Origin of the sequence: Streptomyces enissocaesilis (assembly GCF_039533765.1) — a bacterium.
Lineage (GTDB): Bacteria > Actinomycetota > Actinomycetes > Streptomycetales > Streptomycetaceae > Streptomyces > Streptomyces enissocaesilis.
On sequence record NZ_BAAAUD010000025.1, the window covers coordinates 35,277 to 54,114 of the forward strand.

The 18,838-nt window shown below is 72.4% G+C and carries 13 protein-coding genes and 2 pseudogenes; 2 read left to right on the forward strand and 13 right to left on the reverse strand.

From position 1 onward, the window contains the following. Positions 1 to 29: 29 nt before the first annotated feature. The gene (gene tmk, locus ABD374_RS12695; protein WP_344494561.1) at positions 30 to 3,233 is read right to left on the reverse strand and encodes a dTMP kinase; all 3,204 of its coding nucleotides are present in this window, start codon (positions 3,231 to 3,233) and stop codon (positions 30 to 32) included. A 204-nt stretch (positions 3,234 to 3,437) separates the two neighbouring features. Continuing rightward, the gene (gene topA, locus ABD374_RS12700) at positions 3,438 to 6,299 is read right to left on the reverse strand and encodes a type I DNA topoisomerase (protein ID WP_344494563.1); all 2,862 of its coding nucleotides are present in this window, start codon (positions 6,297 to 6,299) and stop codon (positions 3,438 to 3,440) included. Between the two features lie 265 nt (positions 6,300 to 6,564). Between topA and ABD374_RS34585 the strand changes: the two genes are divergently transcribed. After that, positions 6,565 to 6,801, forward strand: coding sequence for a hypothetical protein (locus tag ABD374_RS34585; protein WP_425577223.1), 237 nt, complete (start codon positions 6,565 to 6,567; stop codon positions 6,799 to 6,801). A gap of 50 nt (positions 6,802 to 6,851) precedes the next feature. On the opposite strand, the gene ABD374_RS12710 is transcribed toward ABD374_RS34585, so the two are convergent. The 5 genes from ABD374_RS12710 to bldG form a co-directional block, all read right to left on the reverse strand. After that, positions 6,852 to 8,375 (reverse strand): DUF7059 domain-containing protein, encoded by a 1,524-nt coding sequence (locus ABD374_RS12710; protein ID WP_344494567.1) that lies wholly within the window; start codon positions 8,373 to 8,375, stop codon positions 6,852 to 6,854. A 93-nt stretch (positions 8,376 to 8,468) separates the two neighbouring features. Beyond that, positions 8,469 to 9,050 carry a small secreted protein gene (locus tag ABD374_RS12715; protein ID WP_344494569.1) on the reverse strand — a complete coding sequence of 194 codons (582 nt, stop codon included), beginning with the start codon at positions 9,048 to 9,050 and terminating at the stop codon, positions 8,469 to 8,471. A gap of 217 nt (positions 9,051 to 9,267) precedes the next feature. Continuing rightward, positions 9,268 to 11,709, reverse strand: coding sequence for a sodium-translocating pyrophosphatase (locus ABD374_RS12720; RefSeq protein ID WP_344494571.1), 2,442 nt, complete (start codon positions 11,707 to 11,709; stop codon positions 9,268 to 9,270). A gap of 261 nt (positions 11,710 to 11,970) precedes the next feature. Continuing rightward, the gene (locus tag ABD374_RS12725; protein WP_344494573.1) at positions 11,971 to 12,459 is read right to left on the reverse strand and encodes an ATP-binding protein; all 489 of its coding nucleotides are present in this window, start codon (positions 12,457 to 12,459) and stop codon (positions 11,971 to 11,973) included. Between the two features lie 91 nt (positions 12,460 to 12,550). Continuing rightward, positions 12,551 to 12,904 carry an anti-sigma factor antagonist BldG gene (gene bldG, locus ABD374_RS12730; RefSeq protein ID WP_093799810.1) on the reverse strand — a complete coding sequence of 118 codons (354 nt, stop codon included), beginning with the start codon at positions 12,902 to 12,904 and terminating at the stop codon, positions 12,551 to 12,553. Between the two features lie 81 nt (positions 12,905 to 12,985). Here bldG and ABD374_RS12735 point away from each other — a divergent pair, with 81 nt between their 5' ends. After that, positions 12,986 to 15,547, forward strand: coding sequence for a DEAD/DEAH box helicase (locus ABD374_RS12735; RefSeq protein WP_425577221.1), 2,562 nt, complete (start codon positions 12,986 to 12,988; stop codon positions 15,545 to 15,547). 82 nt (positions 15,548 to 15,629) lie between these two features. Here the strand turns inward: ABD374_RS12735 and ABD374_RS12740 are convergent. The 6 genes and pseudogenes from ABD374_RS12740 to ABD374_RS12765 form a co-directional block, all read right to left on the reverse strand. Beyond that, a pseudogene (locus tag ABD374_RS12740) lies at positions 15,630 to 15,908 on the reverse strand (Rv3654c family TadE-like protein); the annotation flags it as partial. After that, complete coding sequence (locus tag ABD374_RS12745) at positions 15,905 to 16,276, reverse strand: TadE family type IV pilus minor pilin (protein WP_344494579.1); 372 nt, start codon at positions 16,274 to 16,276, stop codon at positions 15,905 to 15,907. The gene ABD374_RS12745 and the pseudogene ABD374_RS12740, both read right to left, overlap by 4 nt. Beyond that, entirely contained in the window at positions 16,263 to 16,475 is a 213-nt protein-coding gene (locus ABD374_RS12750; protein WP_344494583.1) for a DUF4244 domain-containing protein, read from the reverse strand. Before ABD374_RS12750 ends, ABD374_RS12745 begins: the two co-directional genes overlap by 14 nt. 33 nt (positions 16,476 to 16,508) lie before the next feature. Next, positions 16,509 to 17,300, reverse strand: a complete 792-nt coding sequence (locus tag ABD374_RS12755; RefSeq protein WP_344494581.1) for a type II secretion system F family protein — start codon at positions 17,298 to 17,300, stop codon at positions 16,509 to 16,511. Then, positions 17,297 to 18,124, reverse strand: coding sequence for a type II secretion system F family protein (locus ABD374_RS12760; RefSeq protein ID WP_344494585.1), 828 nt, complete (start codon positions 18,122 to 18,124; stop codon positions 17,297 to 17,299). Before ABD374_RS12760 ends, ABD374_RS12755 begins: the two co-directional genes overlap by 4 nt. Before the next feature lie 41 nt (positions 18,125 to 18,165). Continuing rightward, positions 18,166 to 18,738: pseudogene (locus ABD374_RS12765) on the reverse strand (ATPase, T2SS/T4P/T4SS family); the annotation flags it as partial. Between the last annotated feature and the right edge of the window lie 100 nt (positions 18,739 to 18,838).

Consider the following 18,838-nt stretch of genomic DNA (forward strand, 5'->3'; position numbering starts at 1 on the left):
GGTCCGGGGCCGGGGCCCTGGCGGGAGGCTCAGCGGCGGCGGCCGCCCCGGCCCCGCCGGCCGCCGTCGTCCTCGTCGGCGTCCCGGCCGCCCAGCAGTTCGTCCGCCAGCGACGGCAGGTCGTCGAGCGGCGTCTCCTCCGCCCAGTCCGACCGGCGGCGCACACGCGCGGAGCCGCCCTGGCCCGCGCCCGTGTGGGCCGCGTCGGGATCGAGCCACGGCAGCTCGCGCGTACGGTCGTTGTCGTCGTCGCCGCGGCGGTCGTCGGGCTGTTCGTCCCGGAAGAACCCCGGCGGCACCCGGTCCGAAGGCTCGTCCCGTACGGGCGACAGCACCGCCGTCTCGTCCGCGGGTCCCGCGTCCCGCACCGGCGGCAGGACGGCGGTCTCGTCCATCGGCCTCACGTCCCGCACGGGCGGCAGCACAGCCGTCTCGTCCGCCGCGGGGTGAACCGGAGCGGCGGGACGGGCCGGAGCGGCGGGAGACGCCGCGGAGGGCGACGCGGAAGGCGCCGCATCCTCCTTGCGCAGGTCGATGCGCGGCCTCTCGACCGTCTGCGTCACCTCGTCGGGCCGGACGACCGGCGTGGGCACCGTCATCTCCGCGTCGGACGGCGGCTCGGCCGCGGCGGCGGCCATCGACGCCGCCGCGGAAGCCGCGGCCGCCGACTCCGCGAGCCGGCGCGCCTCCTCGGCCCGCAGCAGTGCCTCCTCGGCCCTGCGCTGCTTCTTCCGGCGGCGTTCCTCCGCCTCCGCCCGCAGCCGTGCCTCCTCCTCGGCCTGCCTGCGCAGCCGTTCCTGCTCGGCGGCCCGCGCCTTCTCCTCGGCCTCGCGGCGCAGCCGCTCCTCCTCCGCGAGCCGGCGCGCCTCCTCGGCCCGTCGCCGGGCCTCCTCCGCCTGCCGTTCGACCTCGCGCTGCCGCGCCTCCTCGAGCTCGCGGCGCTTGCGCTCCTCCTCCTCGGCGCGGAGCCTGGCGAGCTGTTCCTGCCGCTCGCGCTCCAGGCGCTCTTCCTCCGCCTTGCGCGCGGCCTCTTCCTCGGCCCTGCGGCGCGCCTCCTCCTCGGCGGCCTTCCGCGCGTCCTCCAGGGCCTTCACCTCGGCGTCGGAGAGCGGCAGCATCTGGTCGAGGCGGTGGCGTACGACCGTGGTGACCGACTCCGGGTCCTGGCCGGCGTCCACCACCAGGTAGCGGCCGGGATCGGCGGCGGCCAGCGTCAGGAAACCGTGGCGCACGCGCGCGTGGAACTCCGGAGGCTCCGACTCCAGCCGGTCCGGCGCCTCCGTGAACCGCTCGCGCGCCGTCTGGGGCGAGACGTCGAGCAGGACCGTCAGATGCGGTACGAGCCCGTCCGTCGCCCAGCGCGAGATACGGGCGATCTCGGTCGGCGACAGATCGCGGCCCGCGCCCTGGTAGGCCACGGACGAGTCGATGTACCGGTCGGTGATCACGACCGCGCCGCGCTCCAGCGCCGGGCGTACGACGGAATCGACGTGCTCGGCGCGGTCGGCGGCGTACAGCAGCGCCTCCGCGCGGTTCGACAGACCCGCGCTCGACACGTCCAGCAGGATCGACCGCAGCCGCTTGCCGATCGGCGTGGCACCGGGCTCGCGCGTGACGACGACCTCGTGGCCCTTGTTGCGGATCCACTCGGCGAGCGCCTCGACCTGGGTGGACTTGCCGGCCCCGTCGCCGCCCTCCATCGCGATGAAGAAACCGGTGGCGGCGGGTGCCTGGTCGGGCTCGCCGCCCTTGAGCGCCTCGCGCAGGTCGCGGCGGAGCGGAACGCCCTGCCGGTCGTCGGTCTTGGCGAGCACGATCGCGGCCACCGGCAGCAGCAGCGCGCCGACGAGCATCAGCGTGAAGGCGGCGCCGCCGTGGGCGAAGACGAAACTGCCGCCTGCCAGCCGGTGCGGGCCGATCGCGGCGGCGAGCACCGGGGCGAGGACCGCGCCGAGGGCCACATGGATCCGTACGACGGCGTGCAGGTGCTCCGTGGTGCGTCCCCGCCGGAACTCCTCGGCCTCCTGGTCGAGCAGCGTGTGCCCGGTGTTCGCGGCGACCCCGGCGCAGAAGCCGGCGAGCAGAGTGATCATGAGCACGGTCGCCGTGTCGGGCACCAGGCCCATGGCGAGCAGCGCGACGCCCGTGACGGCGATCGCGAGCGACAGCAGGCGGCGCCGGGACAGCGTGGGCAGCACCTTCCGCGCGCCGCGGATGCCGAGGGCGGTGCCGCCGGTCAGGGCCAGGAAGAGCAGGGCGAAGGTGACGGGACCGCCGCCGAGGTCCTTCGCGTGCAGTACGGCGACGGCCGCCGCGGCGGCGACGGCTCCGGCGACCGTGGCGCAGGCCACGACGAGGAGCCGGATCGCGCCCGTGCGTCCCTTGTCGAAGCCCGCGCCGGTCCTGGGCCGGCGCCAGCCTTCCAGGGGGGAGCGCGCGCGGGGCGTCTGCGCGTCGGGCAGCTCCAGGAAGTACAGCGTCGACACGGACGCGGCGAAGAGACCCGCGGCGACGTACGACCCGAGGGCCGCCTGGTGCTGCGAGAACCAGTCGATGCCGGAACCGAACAGATTGCCGACCAGCGTGGCCGCCAGCAGCACGGCGGCGGCCGCGGGAAGGGCGAGGAAGCTCGTACGCAGCGACAGCCGGTGCAGCGCGTCCAGGTGGTCCGGCAGCGGCCGCACGGACGCGCCCCCCGGCGGCGGCGCGGGCAGCAGCGCGGGGGCGGCGCTCTCCTTGGCGACCGCCCAGAAGCGTTCGGCGACGCCGGCGACGAAGACGGTGCTCAGGAGTACGGGCTGGGCCTTGTCCGGGGTCCAGTCGATCCACAGCGGTGCGACGACCAGCAGGGCGAGCCGCAGCCCGTCCGCCCCGATCATCGTCCAGCGCCGGTCGAGTGGTCCCGACGGCGCGGTCAACGTGGAGACCGGTCCCAGGAGGAGGGCTCCGAAGAGGAAGGTGGCAAGGATCCGAGCCCCGAACACCGCGGCGACCGCGAAGGCCGCGCCGCGATAACCACCGCCGAACGACCCTTGCGAAATCGCCGCCTGAAGCGACAGCAACAGCAGCACGAGAAGGGCGAGGGCGTCGCCGGTACTGCCGACGAGCTGTGCGCTCCACAACCGCCTGAGCGGAGGAAGGCGCAGCAGGGCTCGTACGGCTCGCTCGCGTGAGTCTGCGGCTAGTGCGTCGGAGCTGGGGCTCACGACCGTTGGCTGCTCGGCTCGCGTCATCCGCCCAGCCTATCCGGAGCCCACCACTCACCGGAGGCCCCGCCCGAACAAACGTCTGCTTCCGGGTTCCCGGCCGTCGGCATGGGGCGGCTCCCGGCGCCGGTCCGGCGCCGGGAGCCGCCCCACAGGCGGTCCTCCGACCGCCACCTGCCGAACGACCCGGCCGGCTGCCCGACCGGACCGCTCGGTGCCTCGTCTGCTCGTCTACTCGTCCGAAGCCGGCGCGCCCTGGGCCGCCGCCGTCTTCTTCGCCGCCGCTGCCGTCGTCTTCTTGGCCGTCGTCTTCTTGGCGGCCGCGGTCTTCGCCGTGGCCGTCTTCTTGGCGACGGTCTTCTTCGCCGTGGCCTTCTTCGCCGTGGCCTTCTTGGCCGGAGCCTTCTTGGCGGTCTTCTTCTTCGCCGGGCCCTTGGCACGCTTCTCGGCGAGGAGTTCGTAGCCCCGCTCCGGGGTGATCTCCTCCACGCTGTCGTCCGTCCGCAGCGTGGCGTTCGTCTCGCCGTCCGTGACGTACGGACCGAAGCGCCCGTCCTTCACGACCACCGGACGCTCGCTGACCGGGTCCGTGCCCAGTTCCTTGAGCGGCGGCTTGGCGGCCGCCCGGCCCCGCTGCTTGGGCTGGGCGTAGATCGCCAGCGCCTCGTCGAGCGTGATCGAGAAGAGCTGGTCCTCGGTCTCCAGGGAGCGCGAGTCCGTGCCCTTCTTGAGGTACGGGCCGTACCGGCCGTTCTGCGCGGTGATCTCGACGCCCTCGGCGTCCGTGCCGACGACGCGCGGCAGCGACATCAGCTTGAGCGCGTCCGCCAGCGTCACCGTGTCCAGGGCCATGGACTTGAAGAGCGAGGCCGTGCGCGGCTTGACCGCGTTCTTGCCCGTCTTCGGAGTGCCCTCGGGAAGGATCTCCGTGACGTACGGGCCGTACCGGCCGTCCTTGGCCACGATCTGGCGGCCCGTCTCCGGGTCGGCACCCAACTCGAAGTCGCCGCTCGGCTTGGCCAGCAGCTCCTCGGCGTACTCGACGGTCAGCTCGTCCGGCGCCATGTCGTCCGGCACGTCGGCACGCTGGTGGTTCTCGTTGTCCTTCTCACCGCGCTCGATGTACGGACCGTAACGGCCCACCCGCAGCACGATGCCTTCGCCGACCGGGAACGACGAGATCTCCCGGGCGTCGATCGCACCGAGGTCGGTGACGAGCTCCTTGAGGCCGCCGAGGTGGTCGCCGTCGCCGTTGCCCGCGTCCGCCGCGCCGCCCGGTGCGACACCGGCGCCGGCGTCGCCCTCACCGAAGTAGAAGCGCCGCAGCCACGGCACGGCCTGCGCCTCGCCCCGCGCGATGCGGTCGAGGTCGTCCTCCATCTTCGCGGTGAAGTCGTAGTCGACGAGCCGGCCGAAGTGCTTCTCCAGCAGGTTGACCACGGCGAAGCTCAGGAAGGACGGCACGAGCGCCGTGCCCTTCTTGAAGACGTACCCGCGGTCGAGGATGGTGCCGATGATCGAGGCGTACGTCGACGGGCGGCCGATCTCGCGCTCTTCGAGCTCCTTGACCAGCGAGGCCTCGGTGTAGCGGGCCGGCGGCTTGGTCGCGTGCCCGTCGACCGTGATCTCCTCGGACGTGAGCGCGTCGCCCTGGGCGACCTGCGGGAGCCTGCGCTCGCGGTCGTCGAGCTCGGCGTTCGGGTCGTCGGCGCCTTCGACGTACGCCTTCATGAAGCCGTGGAAGGTGATCGTCTTGCCGGAGGCGGAGAACTCGGCGTCGCGGCCGTCGCTCGCCCGGCCGCCGATCTTCACCGTCACGCTGTTCCCGACGGCGTCCTTCATCTGGGAGGCGACGGTCCGCTTCCAGATCAGCTCGTACAGCCGGAACTGGTCTCCGCTCAGGCCGGTCTCGGCCGGGGTGCGGAAGCGGTCGCCCGAGGGGCGGATCGCCTCGTGCGCCTCCTGCGCGTTCTTGACCTTCCCGGCGTACGTGCGCGGCTTGTCCGGCAGGTACTCGGCGCCGTACAGCTGCGTCACCTGGGCGCGGGCCGCCTGGACCGCGGTGTCGGAGAGCGTCGTGGAGTCCGTACGCATGTAGGTGATGAAGCCGTTCTCGTACAGCTTCTGCGCGACCTGCATCGTGGACTTCGCACCGAAGCCCAGCTTGCGCGAGGCCTCCTGCTGGAGGGTCGTCGTACGGAACGGGGCGTACGGCGAGCGGCGGTACGGCTTCGACTCGACCGAGCGGACGGCGAACGGCGAGTCGGCGAGGGAGGCGGCCAGGGCGCGGGCGTTCGCCTCGTCGAGGTGCAGGACGTCGCTCTTGAGTTGTCCCACGGAGCTGAAGTCGCGGCCCTGGGCGATACGCCGGCCGTCGACCGCCGTCAGGCGGGCGACCAGAGAGGACGGGTCGGAGGCGTCACCGGTGCGTCCCGTGGAGAACGTGCCGGTCAGGTCCCAGTACTCAGCAGAACGGAAAGCGATGCGCTCGCGTTCCCGGGCGACGACGAGCCGGGTGGCGACGGACTGGACCCGGCCGGCGGACAGCCGGGGCATGACCTTCTTCCACAGGACCGGCGATACCTCGTAGCCGTACAGACGGTCCAGGATGCGGCGCGTCTCCTGAGCGTCGACCATGGGCTTGTTCAGGTCGCGCGGATTCGACACGGCCTCGCGGATCGCGTCCTTGGTGATCTCGTGGAAGACCATCCGGTGGACCGGGACCTTGGGCTTGAGGACTTCCAGGAGGTGCCACGCGATGGCTTCGCCCTCGCGGTCCTCATCGGTGGCGAGGAAGAGTTCGTCGGACTCCGCGAGGAGGTCCTTGAGCTTCCTGACCTGCGACTTCTTGTCGGCGTTGACGACGTAGATCGGCTGGAAGTCGTTCTCCACGTCGACGCCGAGGCGGCGCACCTCGCCCGTGTACTTGTCGGGCACCTCGGCGGCACCGTTCGGGAGGTCGCGGATGTGCCCGACGCTCGCCTCGACGACATAACCAGGGCCGAGGTACCCCTTGATCGTCTTCGCCTTGGCGGGCGACTCGACGATGACGAGTCGGCGGCCGCCGTGTGCGGTCTCGCTGGTCGGGGACAACTTGGCTCTTCTCTCCGGTCGACACTCAGTGTGCTGTACGTGACGCTGCGGAGTGTGACGGTACAACCCGTCCCCGTGTCAAACGGCAAAAGCCCGCAACGGCCACTCGAACGGTAACCCGACTCCCGGCATTCCTGCCGCCCGGACCGCTCGACCACCCCTGCGGGACTCCGCCTGAGACCTCGTGTGGATCTCTTCCGATCAGATCCGGCCGAAACACCACACTCCGAGAACGACGAAGGCCGTCCCGAACACAGTCGCCAGCGTGAAAGAGATCGCGGGGCTCACTCCGTACGCCACCGGCGCACGGTGCACGGTACGCGCCCCCGTCCACCACAGCAGCCCGGCCCCGAACAACGTGAACGCCGCTCCGGCGAATACCGCCGGTCCGCTCTCCATCCCCGTACCCCTCACCCTCGCCGTCCGCCGGCCCGATTCCCCGGACCGTGAGGCTGGCACCCCCGGAACACCGGCCGCCGACCTGGAAACGAACTCCGGGTGAACGGATCGCCGGGCGGACCGGAAAGTCCGGGGCGTGCGGGCGCCGGGACCCTACCGGCCCCCGTCGTCCAGCGGCACCAGGAAGCCCTGCTCGACCAGCAGCCTGATCGACTCGGGCGTACGGTCGCGCAACAGCACCGGATCCTCACCGAGGAGCTGGGCGATGGCGTCGAGGATGCGGCCCGCGCTGAGCGACCCGTCGGAGACCCCGGCGAAGCCCGCGCCGACCGTGTCGACCTTCGTCGCGCGCCGCATGCCGCGGTTCTGGCGGAGCACCACGTACTCCGGGTCCTCCGCTCCCGGCAGCCCGATCTGCTCCTGCACGACCTCGTCGGCGAGCCTGAAGTGGCCGGCGAGCAGCGCCGCGTCGTCGTGCGCCCGCAGGTAGTCCTGGCGTTCGAAATGGGCTCGTACGACAGGGCCGAGAGGCTGTTCGACGGGGTGCGGCCACTCCTCGATGGTGATCGAGGGATTCTCGGCACCGGACTTGCGCAGCGTGATCCAGCCGAAGCCGACGCCCTTGGTCTTGCGGGCCTCGAACTCGTCGAGCCAGGCGTCGTACCGCGCGGCGTACTCCGCGGGGTCGGTGCGGTGGTCGCCGCTGTCGCGCAGCCACAGTTCGGCGTACTGCGTGACGTCCTGCACCTCGCGCTGCACGATCCACGCGTCGCACCCGGCCGGCACCCAGGAGCGCAGCCGCTCCTGCCACTCCTCGCCGTCCACGTGCTGCCAGTTGGCGAGGAACTGCGCGTACCCCCCGTCGTTCAGCCGCTCCCCCGCTCCCTGAACGAGCGTGCGGCACAGGTCGTCCCCGCCCATCCCGCCGTCGCGGTACGTCAGCCGCGCGCCCGGCGAGATGACGAAGGGCGGGTTGGACACGATCAGGTCGTACGTGTCCTCGCCCACCGGGTCGTAGAGCGAGCCCTGGCGCAGGTCGGCCTCGGGCGCCCCGGAGAGCCCGAGCGTGAGCCGTGTGAAGTGCAGGGCGCGCGGGTTGAGGTCGGTGGCGGTGACCCGGACGGCGTGCTGCGCGGCGTGCAGCGCCTGGATGCCGGATCCGGTGCCGAGGTCGAGCGCGCCGGCGACCGGCGTACGGACGGTGATGCCGGCGAGCGTGGTGGACGCGCCGCCGACTCCCAGGACCACGCCCTCGTCACGGGTGCCCGCGCCGCCGGCGCCGCCGACCGCGCGGCCGAGGTCGGAGACGATGAACCAGTCCTGGCCCTCCTCCCCGCCGTAGGGCCGTACGTCCACAGTGGCCCGTACGCCGTCGTCCCCGTCCGCCGTCCCTTCCCGCACCAGCCAGCCGTCGGCCAGGCACTGCTCCAGGGGCAGCGCGGCCCCGGCGCGGGCAGCCGGCACGGCCTGCTGGAGCAGGAAGAGCCGCACGAGCGTTTCGAGCGGACTGTCGCCGCGCGTGGCCCGCAGCGCGGGCACGGTCTCGCTGCGGGCGAGCGCGGCGTACGCGGGCGCGCCGAGCAGCTCCAGCAGCCCGTCGGCGGTGAAGTCGGCGGCGAGGAGCGCTTCGCGGAGGCGGGCGGAGCTTTCGGGCGCGGGGAGGCTGGTCGTACTCACTGGGCCATTGTCACCGCTCGCACTGACAAAAGCCGCGCGGCCCGGCCCCCCGTCCGGGGTACCGGGCCGCGCGGCAGGGCGTGCGCGCCGCGATCACGTCTTCGAGGACGGCGAGGCGGAGTTCGTCGCGCCCGGCTTCTGGCAGCCGGGCTGCTTGGCCATCGCCTTGCCCACCTCGCCGGACTGGAGCTTCTGGAGCGCCTGGTCACCGCTCTTGCTGATCTCGCTCAGCTCTTCCGCGACTCCCTTGAGGCCGTCCGCGAACTTCGCCTGGTCCTTGGTGTCGAGCCCGTCGACCTGCTTCTTCAGACCGGCGTACGCCGTGGAGGACTCCTTGAGCTCCTTGGCCGCCGCCTTCTGGGTCGCCTCGCCGCCTTCGACGGGCGGGGCGCCCGCCTTCTCCACGGCGGCGCCCATCGCCCTGTAGGCGTCCGAGATCTGCTGGAAGGCCGCGGAGTCCGTCCTCTGGACGTCGGCGGGCCTGCTGTTGTCGGCGGTCTGCTTCTGGATGGAGGTGTTGGCGTCCGAGATCTTCTTCAGCTGGGGCTGCACCTGGTCGCAGACCGACTTCGCCCAGTCGTCGACCTTGTTGTCGTCGTCGTCGCTGGTGCAACCGGACAGCGCCATCACCAGTACCGCACCGCCGGACAGCGCGGCCGCACACTTCTTGTTCACTGGATTGGTCCCTTCCAAGGCTCTCGGCCCCGGAACATACACGCCAAGTGGGCGACGACCGCATGCCGTACGTCCGTTCCATAACCTATTGAAGCCATTTGCACCAAGGGAGAGACACCTCACGGAACTGCTCGCACCACAGCGGCGACGGGCGGACGCCGCGTCAGAAAACGGTGCCCGCCCGCCCGCTGAGCAGGTGTGACGGATACGACGAGTCCTACGGCACGGCCTTGGGCACCGCCGCCGGTCCCGCCGGCTTGGGCACCTGTCCGGATCCGCCCCCCGACCCGCCCCCGGAGCCGCCCCCGGAGCCGTCCTCGTCGCCCATGGCGACGGGGCGCCGCTTGGAGACGTACACCGCGCCGACGATGACACCGACGGCGAGCGCCGCCACCACCGCCCGCACCCCGGCATGGGCGTCGTCGCCGTAACCCAACTGCACCACCGCCGGGGCGATGAGCAGCGCCACCAGGTTCATCACCTTCAGCAGCGGGTTGATCGCGGGACCCGCGGTGTCCTTGAACGGGTCGCCGACCGTGTCGCCGATGACGGTCGCGGCGTGGGCCTCGCTGCCCTTGCCGCCGTGGTGGCCGTCCTCGACGAGTTTCTTGGCGTTGTCCCACGCGCCACCGGAGTTGGCGAGGAAGACGGCCATCAGCGTGCCGGTGCCGATGGCGCCCGCGAGGAACGCGCCGAGCGCGCCGACACCGAGCGAGAAGCCGACCGCGATCGGCGTCAGCACGGCGAGCAGGCCGGGCGTGGTCAGCTCGCGCAGCGCGTCCTTGGTGCAGATGTCGACCACCCGGCCGTACTCCGGCTTCTCCGTGTAGTCCATGATCCCGGGGTGCTCGCGGAACTGCCGCCGCACCTCGAAGACCACCGCGCCGGCCGACCTGGACACCGCGTTGATAGCCAGCCCCGAGAAGAGGAAGACGACCGCGGCGCCGAGCATCAGGCCGACGAGGTTGTTGGGCTGAGAGATGTCCATCTGGAGGCCCAGCTCGCCGGCTCTCGCCCCGACCTCCCGGCGCGCCGTCTCGATGGCGTCCTTGTACGAACCGAAGAGCGCCGCCGCCGCGAGGACCGCGGTGGCGATGGCGATGCCCTTGGTGATGGCCTTGGTGGTGTTGCCGACGGCGTCCAGGTCGGTGAGGACCTGCGCGCCCGCGCCCGTGACGTCGCCGGACATCTCGGCGATGCCCTGCGCGTTGTCGGAGACGGGGCCGAAGGTGTCCATGGCGACGATGACGCCGACGGTGGTGAGCAGACCGGTACCGGCCAGGGCCACCGCGAAGAGCGCCAGAATGATCGACGTACCGCCGAGCAGGAACGCGCCGTACACGCCGAGGCCGATGAGCAGCGCGGTGTAGACGGCGGACTCCAGGCCGATGGCGATGCCGGTGAGGACGACGGTGGCGGGGCCCGTCAGCGAGGACCTGCCGATGTCCCTGACGGGGCGCCGGTTCGTCTCGGTGAAGTACCCCGTCAGCTGCTGGATCAGGGCGGCCAGCACGATGCCGATGGCGACGGCCACGAGCGCCAGCACCCGCGGGTCGCCCGGGTGGGCCTTGACGGCGGCGTCGGTGACGCCGTCCAGGGCGGCGTACGAGGACGGCAGGTGGACGAAGACGGCCACCGCCACCAGGACGAGGGAGATCGCCGCGGAGATGAAGAAGCCGCGGTTGATGGCGGTCATTCCGCTGCGGTCGGCGCGCCGCGGGGCGACCGCGAAGATGCCGATCACCGCGGTGACCACGCCGATCGCCGGAACGATCAGCGGAAAGGCCAGTCCCGCGTCACCGAAGGCGGCCTTGCCGAGGATGAGCGCCGCGACGAGCGTCACGGCGTACGACTCGAAGAGGTCGGCCGCCATGCCCGCGCAGTCGCCGACGTTGTCGCCCACGTTGTCGGCGATGGTCGCGGCATTGCGCGGATCGTCCTCCGGGATGCCCTGTTCGACCTTGCCGACGAGGTCGGCGCCGACGTCGGCGGCCTTGGTGAAGATGCCGCCGCCGACCCGCATGAACATCGCGATGAGCGCGGCGCCGAGCCCGAAACCCTCCAGCACCTTGGGCGCGTCGGCAGCATAGACGAGGACGACGCAGGAGGCACCGAGCAGGCCGAGGCCCACGGTGAACATGCCGACCACACCGCCCGTACGGAAAGCGATCTTCATCGCTTTGTGCGCGACGGCCGTCAGATCCTTTTCCGGCTCGCCCTCGGCCGGGGTGGCTTCACGCGCGGCGGCCGCCACGCGCACATTGCTCCGTACGGCCAACCGCATCCCGATGTAACCGGTCGCCGCCGAGAAAAGAGCGCCGACCAGGAAAAACACGGAACGTCCGACGCGCTGCGACCAGTTGTCGGCCGGAAGCAGGAGGAGCAGGAAGAAAACCACGACGGCGAAAACACCGAGTGTGCGCAACTGGCGGGCGAGATAGGCATTCGCGCCTTCCTGCACCGCCGCCGCGATCTCCTTCATCCTGTCGGTGCCTTCGTCGGCCGCCAGGACCTGACGCACCAGCAGCTGAGCGACGACCAGGGCCGCCAGCGCCACTGCGGCGACGACGATCACGACGATCCGGTTCCCGTCGGTGAGTACCGCGGCCGCGAGAGTAGAGGGGTGGTCCAGCTGTTCTGAGGTGAAGAGCCCCGTCATTCGTCCTCCTTGACGCTCAGAGCTCAAGACGTGGACGGATTGTAGGGAGTGGGACCCGATCAAAACAGAGTGCCGCAGACGCCATTGGCCTTCGCCGGACGCTCAGCAAATGATCGCGTTCCCGTAATGACCTCGAAATCGGTAACGGGCTAAACACATTGGCGTTTCGAGAACGATCCACTGGAAAGATCCAAGGAAATACGAAAGGCCCTGCTCAGCAGGGCCTCACGTAAAAGAACGGCCCCTGGGGGCCGGAAAAGATCAGGGGAGCACGGTCGTCAGTGCCGTCGGCCAGCTCATGCGGATGACACCGCCGGACCGACCGGTGACGACCTCGACATCGTCGACGAGTCCGCTGATGACCGCCAGCCCCATCTCGTCCTCGTCGTCGGAGCCGGCGTCGGAATCCGCGCCGGGTACCGCGGACGGCGACCCGGACACGGAGTCGGGCCCCGCGGTGCCGCGCACCCCGGGAACCGATCCGGCCGTACCGCCCGAACCGGGGACCTCGTCCCCGACCTCGATGGAGAAGACCTTCTCCTCCTCGGTCAGGGCGACCCGGACCGGGGCGGAGATGCCATGGCTGCGGTGGAGCCCCACCGCACGGGAGCACGCCTCGCCGACCGCGAGCCGGACTTCGTCCAGTACCGCCTCGTCCACCCCGGCCCTGCGCGCCACGGCGGCCGCCACCAGACGGGCCGTCCTGACGTGCTCGGGCTGGGCGCTGAAGCGGAGTTCAACGGTGGCCATGTGCGGTCCCCCTCGGACGTTCGGGCGTGCCTCTCAGGGGCCCGGGCCGACAGCCCGGAGCCCCTGCTCTTCCTTCCGTTCCCGGAAGCCGTCAGTCGGTGGCCGCGACGGCTTCGTCGACCGAGGTGTGAATGGGGAACACCTTGGTCAGTCCGGTGATCCGGAAGATCTTGAGAATGCGCTCCTGGTTGCAGACCAGTCGCAGCGAGCCCTCATGGGCCCGGACGCGCTTGAGTCCGCCCACGAGCACGCCGAGTCCGGTGGAGTCGAGGAAATCCACGCCCTCCATGTCGACGACCAGGTGATAGCTGCCGTCGTTCACCAACTCGACCAACTGCTCGCGCAGCTTGGGCGCGGTATACACATCAATCTCGCCACCGACCTCGACGACCGTACGGTCGCCACCAGGTCCGGACACATTGCGAGTCGACAGGGACAGGTCCACGGATCCTCCAGCACCTTGCTATCGAGCGGCCGCCCCCCTGAGGTCTCCCCGGCGGAGCCAGAGGACGGAACGCCAGCCGCAGTGGCATTCAATCACTTACCAGCATGCATGCACGACGCCTTGGGAGCATTGTCCGTCACGCCAGTGACACACTCGGTGCCGATGGCCAAGAACCACCGTCCCAGTCGACCTCCGGAGAACGCGGGTGCGCGCCCCTCTCCCGGTACGGTCCTCGACCGGCTCACCGCAGGGGAGAGCCGGTCCTCGCGCATCACTCATACGGAGCACTTGCCCCCGCGTGCGGGGTCCCATGCAGTGTGGCCCGACCGCATCCGTACGGAAGTGATCGCGGCCATCCAGTCCGCCGGGATCGAGCATCCGTGGACCCACCAGGCGCAGGCCGCGGAACACGCCCTGGACGGGGATTCCGTCGTCATCGCCACCGGTACCGCGTCCGGCAAGTCGCTCGCCTACCTCGCCCCCGTCCTCACCGCCCTCCTCGACGGCTCCGAAGCGCCGAACGGGCGCGGCACGACGGCTCTCTACCTCGCCCCCACCAAGGCCCTAGCGGCCGACCAGCGCCGTGCGGTGAAGGCGCTGGCCGCGCCGCTGGGCAACGCCGTCAGGCCCGCGGTCTACGACGGCGACACGCCGGTCGAAGAGCGCGAATGGGTACGTCAGTACGCCAACTACGTCCTGACCAACCCGGACATGCTGCACCGCGGAATCCTTCCTTCCCACCCCCGCTGGGCCTCCTTCCTGCGCGCCCTGCGCTACGTCGTCGTCGACGAGTGCCACACCTACCGCGGCGTCTTCGGCTCGCACGTCGCCCAGGTGCTCCGGCGCCTGCGCCGCCTGTGCGCCCGTTACGGCGCGGACCCCGTCTTCCTGCTCGCCTCCGCCACCTCCGCGCAGCCGGCCGTGGCCGCGGCCCGCCTCACCGGCCTCTCCGTCCAGGAGGTAGCCGACGACGCCTCCCCGCGCGGCGAACTGGTGTTCGCGCTCTGGGAGCCGCCGCTCACCGAACTGCACGGCGAGAAGGGCGCGCCCGTACGCCGTACCGCCACCGCCGAAACCGCCGACCTCCTCACCGGTCTGACCGTGCAGGGCGTCCGCTCGGTCGCTTTCGTACGCTCCCGGCGCGGCGCCGAGCTGATCGCCCTCATCGCCCAGGAACGCCTGGCCGCCGTCGACCCTTCGCTCCCGCACCGGGTCGCCGCCTACCGCGGCGGTTACCTCCCCGAGGAGCGCCGGGCCCTGGAACGCGCCCTGCACTCCGGTGAACTCCTCGGTCTCGCCGCGACCACAGCGCTCGAGCTCGGCATCGACGTGTCGGGCCTGGACGCCGTGGTCATCGCCGGTTACCCCGGCACCCGCGCCTCCCTCTGGCAGCAGGCGGGGCGGGCCGGACGGTCGGGCGAGGGCGCCCTGGCGATCCTCGTGGCCCGGGACGACCCTCTGGACACGTACCTGGTCCACCACCCCGATGCGCTCTTCCGGCAGCCGGTGGAGTCCACCGTCCTCGATCCCTCCAATCCGTACGTCCTCGCCCCCCATCTGTGCGCCGCCGCCGCCGAGCTCCCGCTCACCGATGCCGACATGGAGCTCTTCGGCCCCGCCGCCCCCGGGCTGATGCCGCAGCTGGAGGCAGCCGGCCTGCTCCGCCGCCGGGGCAGGTCCTGGTACTGGACCCGCCGGGAGCGGGCCGCCGACCTCACCGACATCCGGGGCGAGGGCGGCCGGCCCGTGCAGATCGTCGAGGCGGACACCGGCCGACTGCTCGGCACGGTCGACGCGTCCGCCGCCCACACCTCCGTCCACGACGGCGCCGTCCACCTCCACCAGGGCCGTACGTACCTGGTGAAGCGCCTGGACCTGGACGACCCGTACGGCGCCGTCGCCCTGGTCGAGGAGGCGAACCCGCCGTACTCCACCACCGCCCGCGACACCACCGCCGTCTCCGTCCTGGAGACCGACACCGAGATCCCCTGGGGCGAAGGCCGCCTCTGCTTCGGGTCCGTCGAAGTCACCAACCAGGTCGTCTCCTTCCTCCGTCGCAAACTCATCACCGGCGAGGTGCTCGGTGAGACCAAGCTCGACCTCCCGGCCCGCACGCTCCGGACCCGCGCCGTGTGGTGGACGGTGACCGAGGACCAGCTCGACGCCGCCCGCGTCGGTCCGGAACAGCTGGGCGGCGCCCTGCACGCCGCCGAGCACGCCTCCATCGGGATGCTCCCGCTCTTCGCCACCTGCGACCGGTGGGACATCGGCGGCGTCTCGGTCCCGCTCCACCCGGACACCCTGCTGCCGACGGTCTTCGTGTACGACGGCCATCCAGGTGGCGCGGGCTTCGCCGAGCGGGCCTTCCACACGGCCCGCCAGTGGCTGACCGCCACCCGTGAGGCCATCGCCTCCTGCGAGTGCGAGGCGGGCTGTCCCTCCTGCATCCAGTCGCCCAAGTGCGGCAACGGCAACGACCCCCTCGACAAACGGGCTGCCGTCCGCCTTCTGACCGTCCTCCTCAGGGAAGCCCCGGACGACCCGGCCGACCCGGTCGCGTCGGACGCTCCGGAGGCCCCGGATGCCCGGAGGCCTCCTGCTCCCCCGGAGCCCCCTGCTGCCACTGAGCGGCCCGGGGAGTGAGCCCGGAGGCCACGGGCCCGGCGGGTCCGGCCCGGGCCCTCACCGTCACGCTGTACGGCCCGGCACCGGCCTCCGCCGTGACGTCGGAGACCTCGCCGTACACGGAACAGCTGAGCAGACGCGTCTGCTGAGCCGCCGCCACCCCGGCCGCCTCGTCACAGGCGGCGGTCTGCCCCCGCATCCAGTGCGCCGCCGCCGCGAGGGCCGCCAGGTCCGCCGCGCCACCGGCTCGGTGCCGGGCCAGGACCGCCTGCCCCATGGCCAGCGCCCCCGCGAACACCACCCCGAGCACGGCCACAGCCACGACAGCCCACACCGTGGCCGATCCCCGGTCACCCCCTCCGTCCGCCCTTCCGCTCATGCCGACGCCCCCACGCTCTCTTCGGCCCGCGCGACCGCCTCGGCCCGCAGCGTCAGGGACAGCGCGCCGAGCCCCGGTGCGGGCGCCTCGACGGCCACCCGCACCAGATCACCCTCCCTGCCGAGGGTGACGCGCGCCCCGCGCGGCGCCGCCTGCCGGGCCGCCGCCACCGAGGCGCCCTCCGGCTCCTGGCGCGCGACGGCCCTGGCACCCGCCCTCGCCGCGTCCACACACTGGATCTGCGCGGAAGTCGCCATCAGGGCCCAGACCAGCGCCATGGTGAGGAGCACCAGGGCGGGCACCACCACGGCCGCCTCCGCCGTGACATAGCCCCGGTCACCGCGTCCCCCGGTCTCAGAACGGCACATGGAGAGCCCTCCCGACGGCCGCTTCCAGGGCCGACGACACCATGCCGCTCGTGACGACCTTGTAGAGCACCGCCGCGAAGGCGCATGCCGCGATCGTCCCCATCGCGTACTCGGACGTCGTCATCCCCGCGTCTTCGCCGCCGGCCGCCCTGCGCACCAGCGCCGACGCCTGTTCCCGTACCCGCTTCCACACCCGCATCTCGACCCCCAAGGTCAGTTGCCGTTCACAAGGTCAGTTGCCGTTCATCAGTCCGCTCGCGAGCCCGATCACCACGGGCACCACTCCGACCACCAGGAAGGCGGGCAGGAAGCACAGCCCGACCGGCCCGACCATCAGCACGCCCGCCCGCTGGGCGCGGGCCGCCGCTTCCCGCGCCCGCTCCGCCCTCAGGCCCTCGGCCAGCCGGGACACGGGATCGGCCGCCGGAGCCCCGGTGGCACCCGCCCGTTCCAGACAGCGGGCCAGCCCCGCGGCGCCCGGTATCGCGCCCAGCCGGCCCCACGCGTCCGCAGGTTCACCCCCGAGCCGCAGTTCGGCGGCCGTCCGCGTCAGCCGCTCACCCACCGGTCCGCCGAGCGAGTCCCCGACCGCCTCGGCCGCCTCGCGCGGCCCGGCGCCCGCGGAAACGCAGGCCGCCAGGAGGTCGGCGGCGAGCGGAAGCTGGCGCGTATCGACGGGGTCCTCTTCGCGCGGCCTGCGCCCGCGCTGCCATCGCACGGTCCCGTACGCCGCGACCGCCCCGACCGCGCACCCGCTCACGCCGCCGACCACCACATAGCCGGTGACCACGGCGCCCAGAGGCGGTCCCCAGCGCAGTGCCCGCGCCCCGTACTCGGGTCGCCACCGCCGCCACCGCCCGAAGCCCGCCCCGGTCTCCCCGGCCGCCTCCACGGCCAGCAGCGCCGCCAGCCGTCTGCGCAGCAACCGCTCCCGCCGCCGTCCGGCCAGCGTGAGCACCAGCCACACCGCGGTGGCCGCGACCGACACCACCGCCCCCAGCCTGTGGACGGCCTCCCCGCTCACCACGGGCCCTCCCCCCGTCGTACGATCCGCCGGGCCCAGAAGAGACCCGCGCCCTCCAACAGCCCTCCGACCAGCAGGCACCCCATTCCGGCCGGGGTGTGCAGCAGCACGCGCAGCGGTCCGGCCCCCAGCGCGCTGCCGATGAGCAGCCCCGCCACCGGAAGCAGCGCCAGGAGCGCCACCGTCGCCCAGGCGCCCGTCAGCTGCGCCCGGAGGTTCTCCCGCTGGTCCCGCTCGGCCCGCAGCGCGCCCTCCAGCCGGTCGAGCCCGGCCGCGAGACCGGCGCCGCCGTCCACCGCAACCCGCCAGCACGCGGCGACCCCCACGAGCCCCTCCGCCCCCGGTTCCCGGGCCGCTCTCCTCAGCGCGTCCGGCACGTCCCCGCCGAACCGCGCCGCCGCCATCACGTCGGTCTCCGCCCCGCCCAGGCCACCGGTGCCCGCCGCGGCCGCGAACAGCGCCTGCTCCGGCTGTCTGCCCGCCCGCAGGTCACCCGCCACCGACCCGCACAGCGCGATGACCGCCTCCGTACGCCTCTCCCGCTCCCGGCGCCGCTCCCCGGCCCGCAGCCGGCGCCCCACCAGCGGAACCGCCACCGCTCCCGCGGCCAACGGCAGTACCGACTCGCCCAGTACGGCCACGAGCACCGCCAGCGGCACGCACAGCCACTCCCGCCGCAGCCGCCCCCGTACCGGCGCCGCCAGCCGCTCCCACAGCGCGCTCGCGCCCTCCGGGTCCACCGCTCCGCCCGCGAGCATCAGCCGCGCCCGCCGCAGGTCCCGGTCGCGCCCGGCCAGCAGCCAGGCAGCCGCTCCCGCACACATCGCCGCCGCGTACACCGGTACCGCTCCCGCTCCGGCCCCCGTCACAGCGCACCACCGATCAGCTCACGCAGCCGGGGCCAGCCGCGCTCGTACGAGAAGGCCCGCGCACCCCACCTCAGCGCCGGCACGGTCACCACGAGCCCCGCCGCGTCCCGCTCCAGCACATGGACCTCGGCGACCCGCCGCAGCCCGCCCCGGCCACGCGCGAGATGGACCACCACCGACAGGGCCGCCGCCAGCTGGCTGTGCAGCGCCGCCCGGTCGAGTCCCGCGGCCGCGCCGAGCGCCTCGAGCCGCGCCGGGACGTCCGTCGCCGCGTTGGCATGGACGGTCCCGCATCCGCCTTCGTGCCCGGTGTTGAGCGCGGCCAGGAGTTCGGTGACCTCGGCGCCGCGCACCTCGCCGACCACCAGCCGGTCGGGCCGCATCCGCAGTGCCTGCCGCACGAGGTCCTGCAGCGTGACCTGTCCGGCGCCCTCCTGGTTCGCGGGCCGCGACTCAAGGCGCACCACATGCGGATGATCGGGCCTCAGCTCCGACGAATCCTCGGCCAGCACGATCCGCTCCCGCTCCCCGGCCAGGCCGAGGAGGGTCGACAGGAGCGTGGTCTTCCCGAACCTGTGACAGAAGCGCCTCTATTGCGTCAGACTCGGGGCATGCACATGAACCCAGGTACCGAACCGCTGCCCCTCGCGACCGAGGAAGTGGCCACAG

Coding starts and splice junctions, on each gene's coding strand:
- ABD374_RS12725 (WP_344494573.1), bottom strand. CDS start 12,459: ATGGCCACCGTTGAACTCCGCTTCAGCGCCCAGCCCGAGCACGTCAGG.
- ABD374_RS12745 (WP_344494579.1), bottom strand. CDS start 16,276: ATGTGCCGTTCTGAGACCGGGGGACGCGGTGACCGGGGCTATGTCACG.
- ABD374_RS12760 (WP_344494585.1), bottom strand. CDS start 18,124: ATGTGTGCGGGAGCGGCTGCCTGGCTGCTGGCCGGGCGCGACCGGGAC.
- ABD374_RS12750 (WP_344494583.1), bottom strand. CDS start 16,475: ATGCGGGTGTGGAAGCGGGTACGGGAACAGGCGTCGGCGCTGGTGCGC.
- ABD374_RS12720 (WP_344494571.1), bottom strand. CDS start 11,709: ATGACGGGGCTCTTCACCTCAGAACAGCTGGACCACCCCTCTACTCTC.
- tmk (WP_344494561.1), bottom strand. CDS start 3,233: ATGACGCGAGCCGAGCAGCCAACGGTCGTGAGCCCCAGCTCCGACGCA.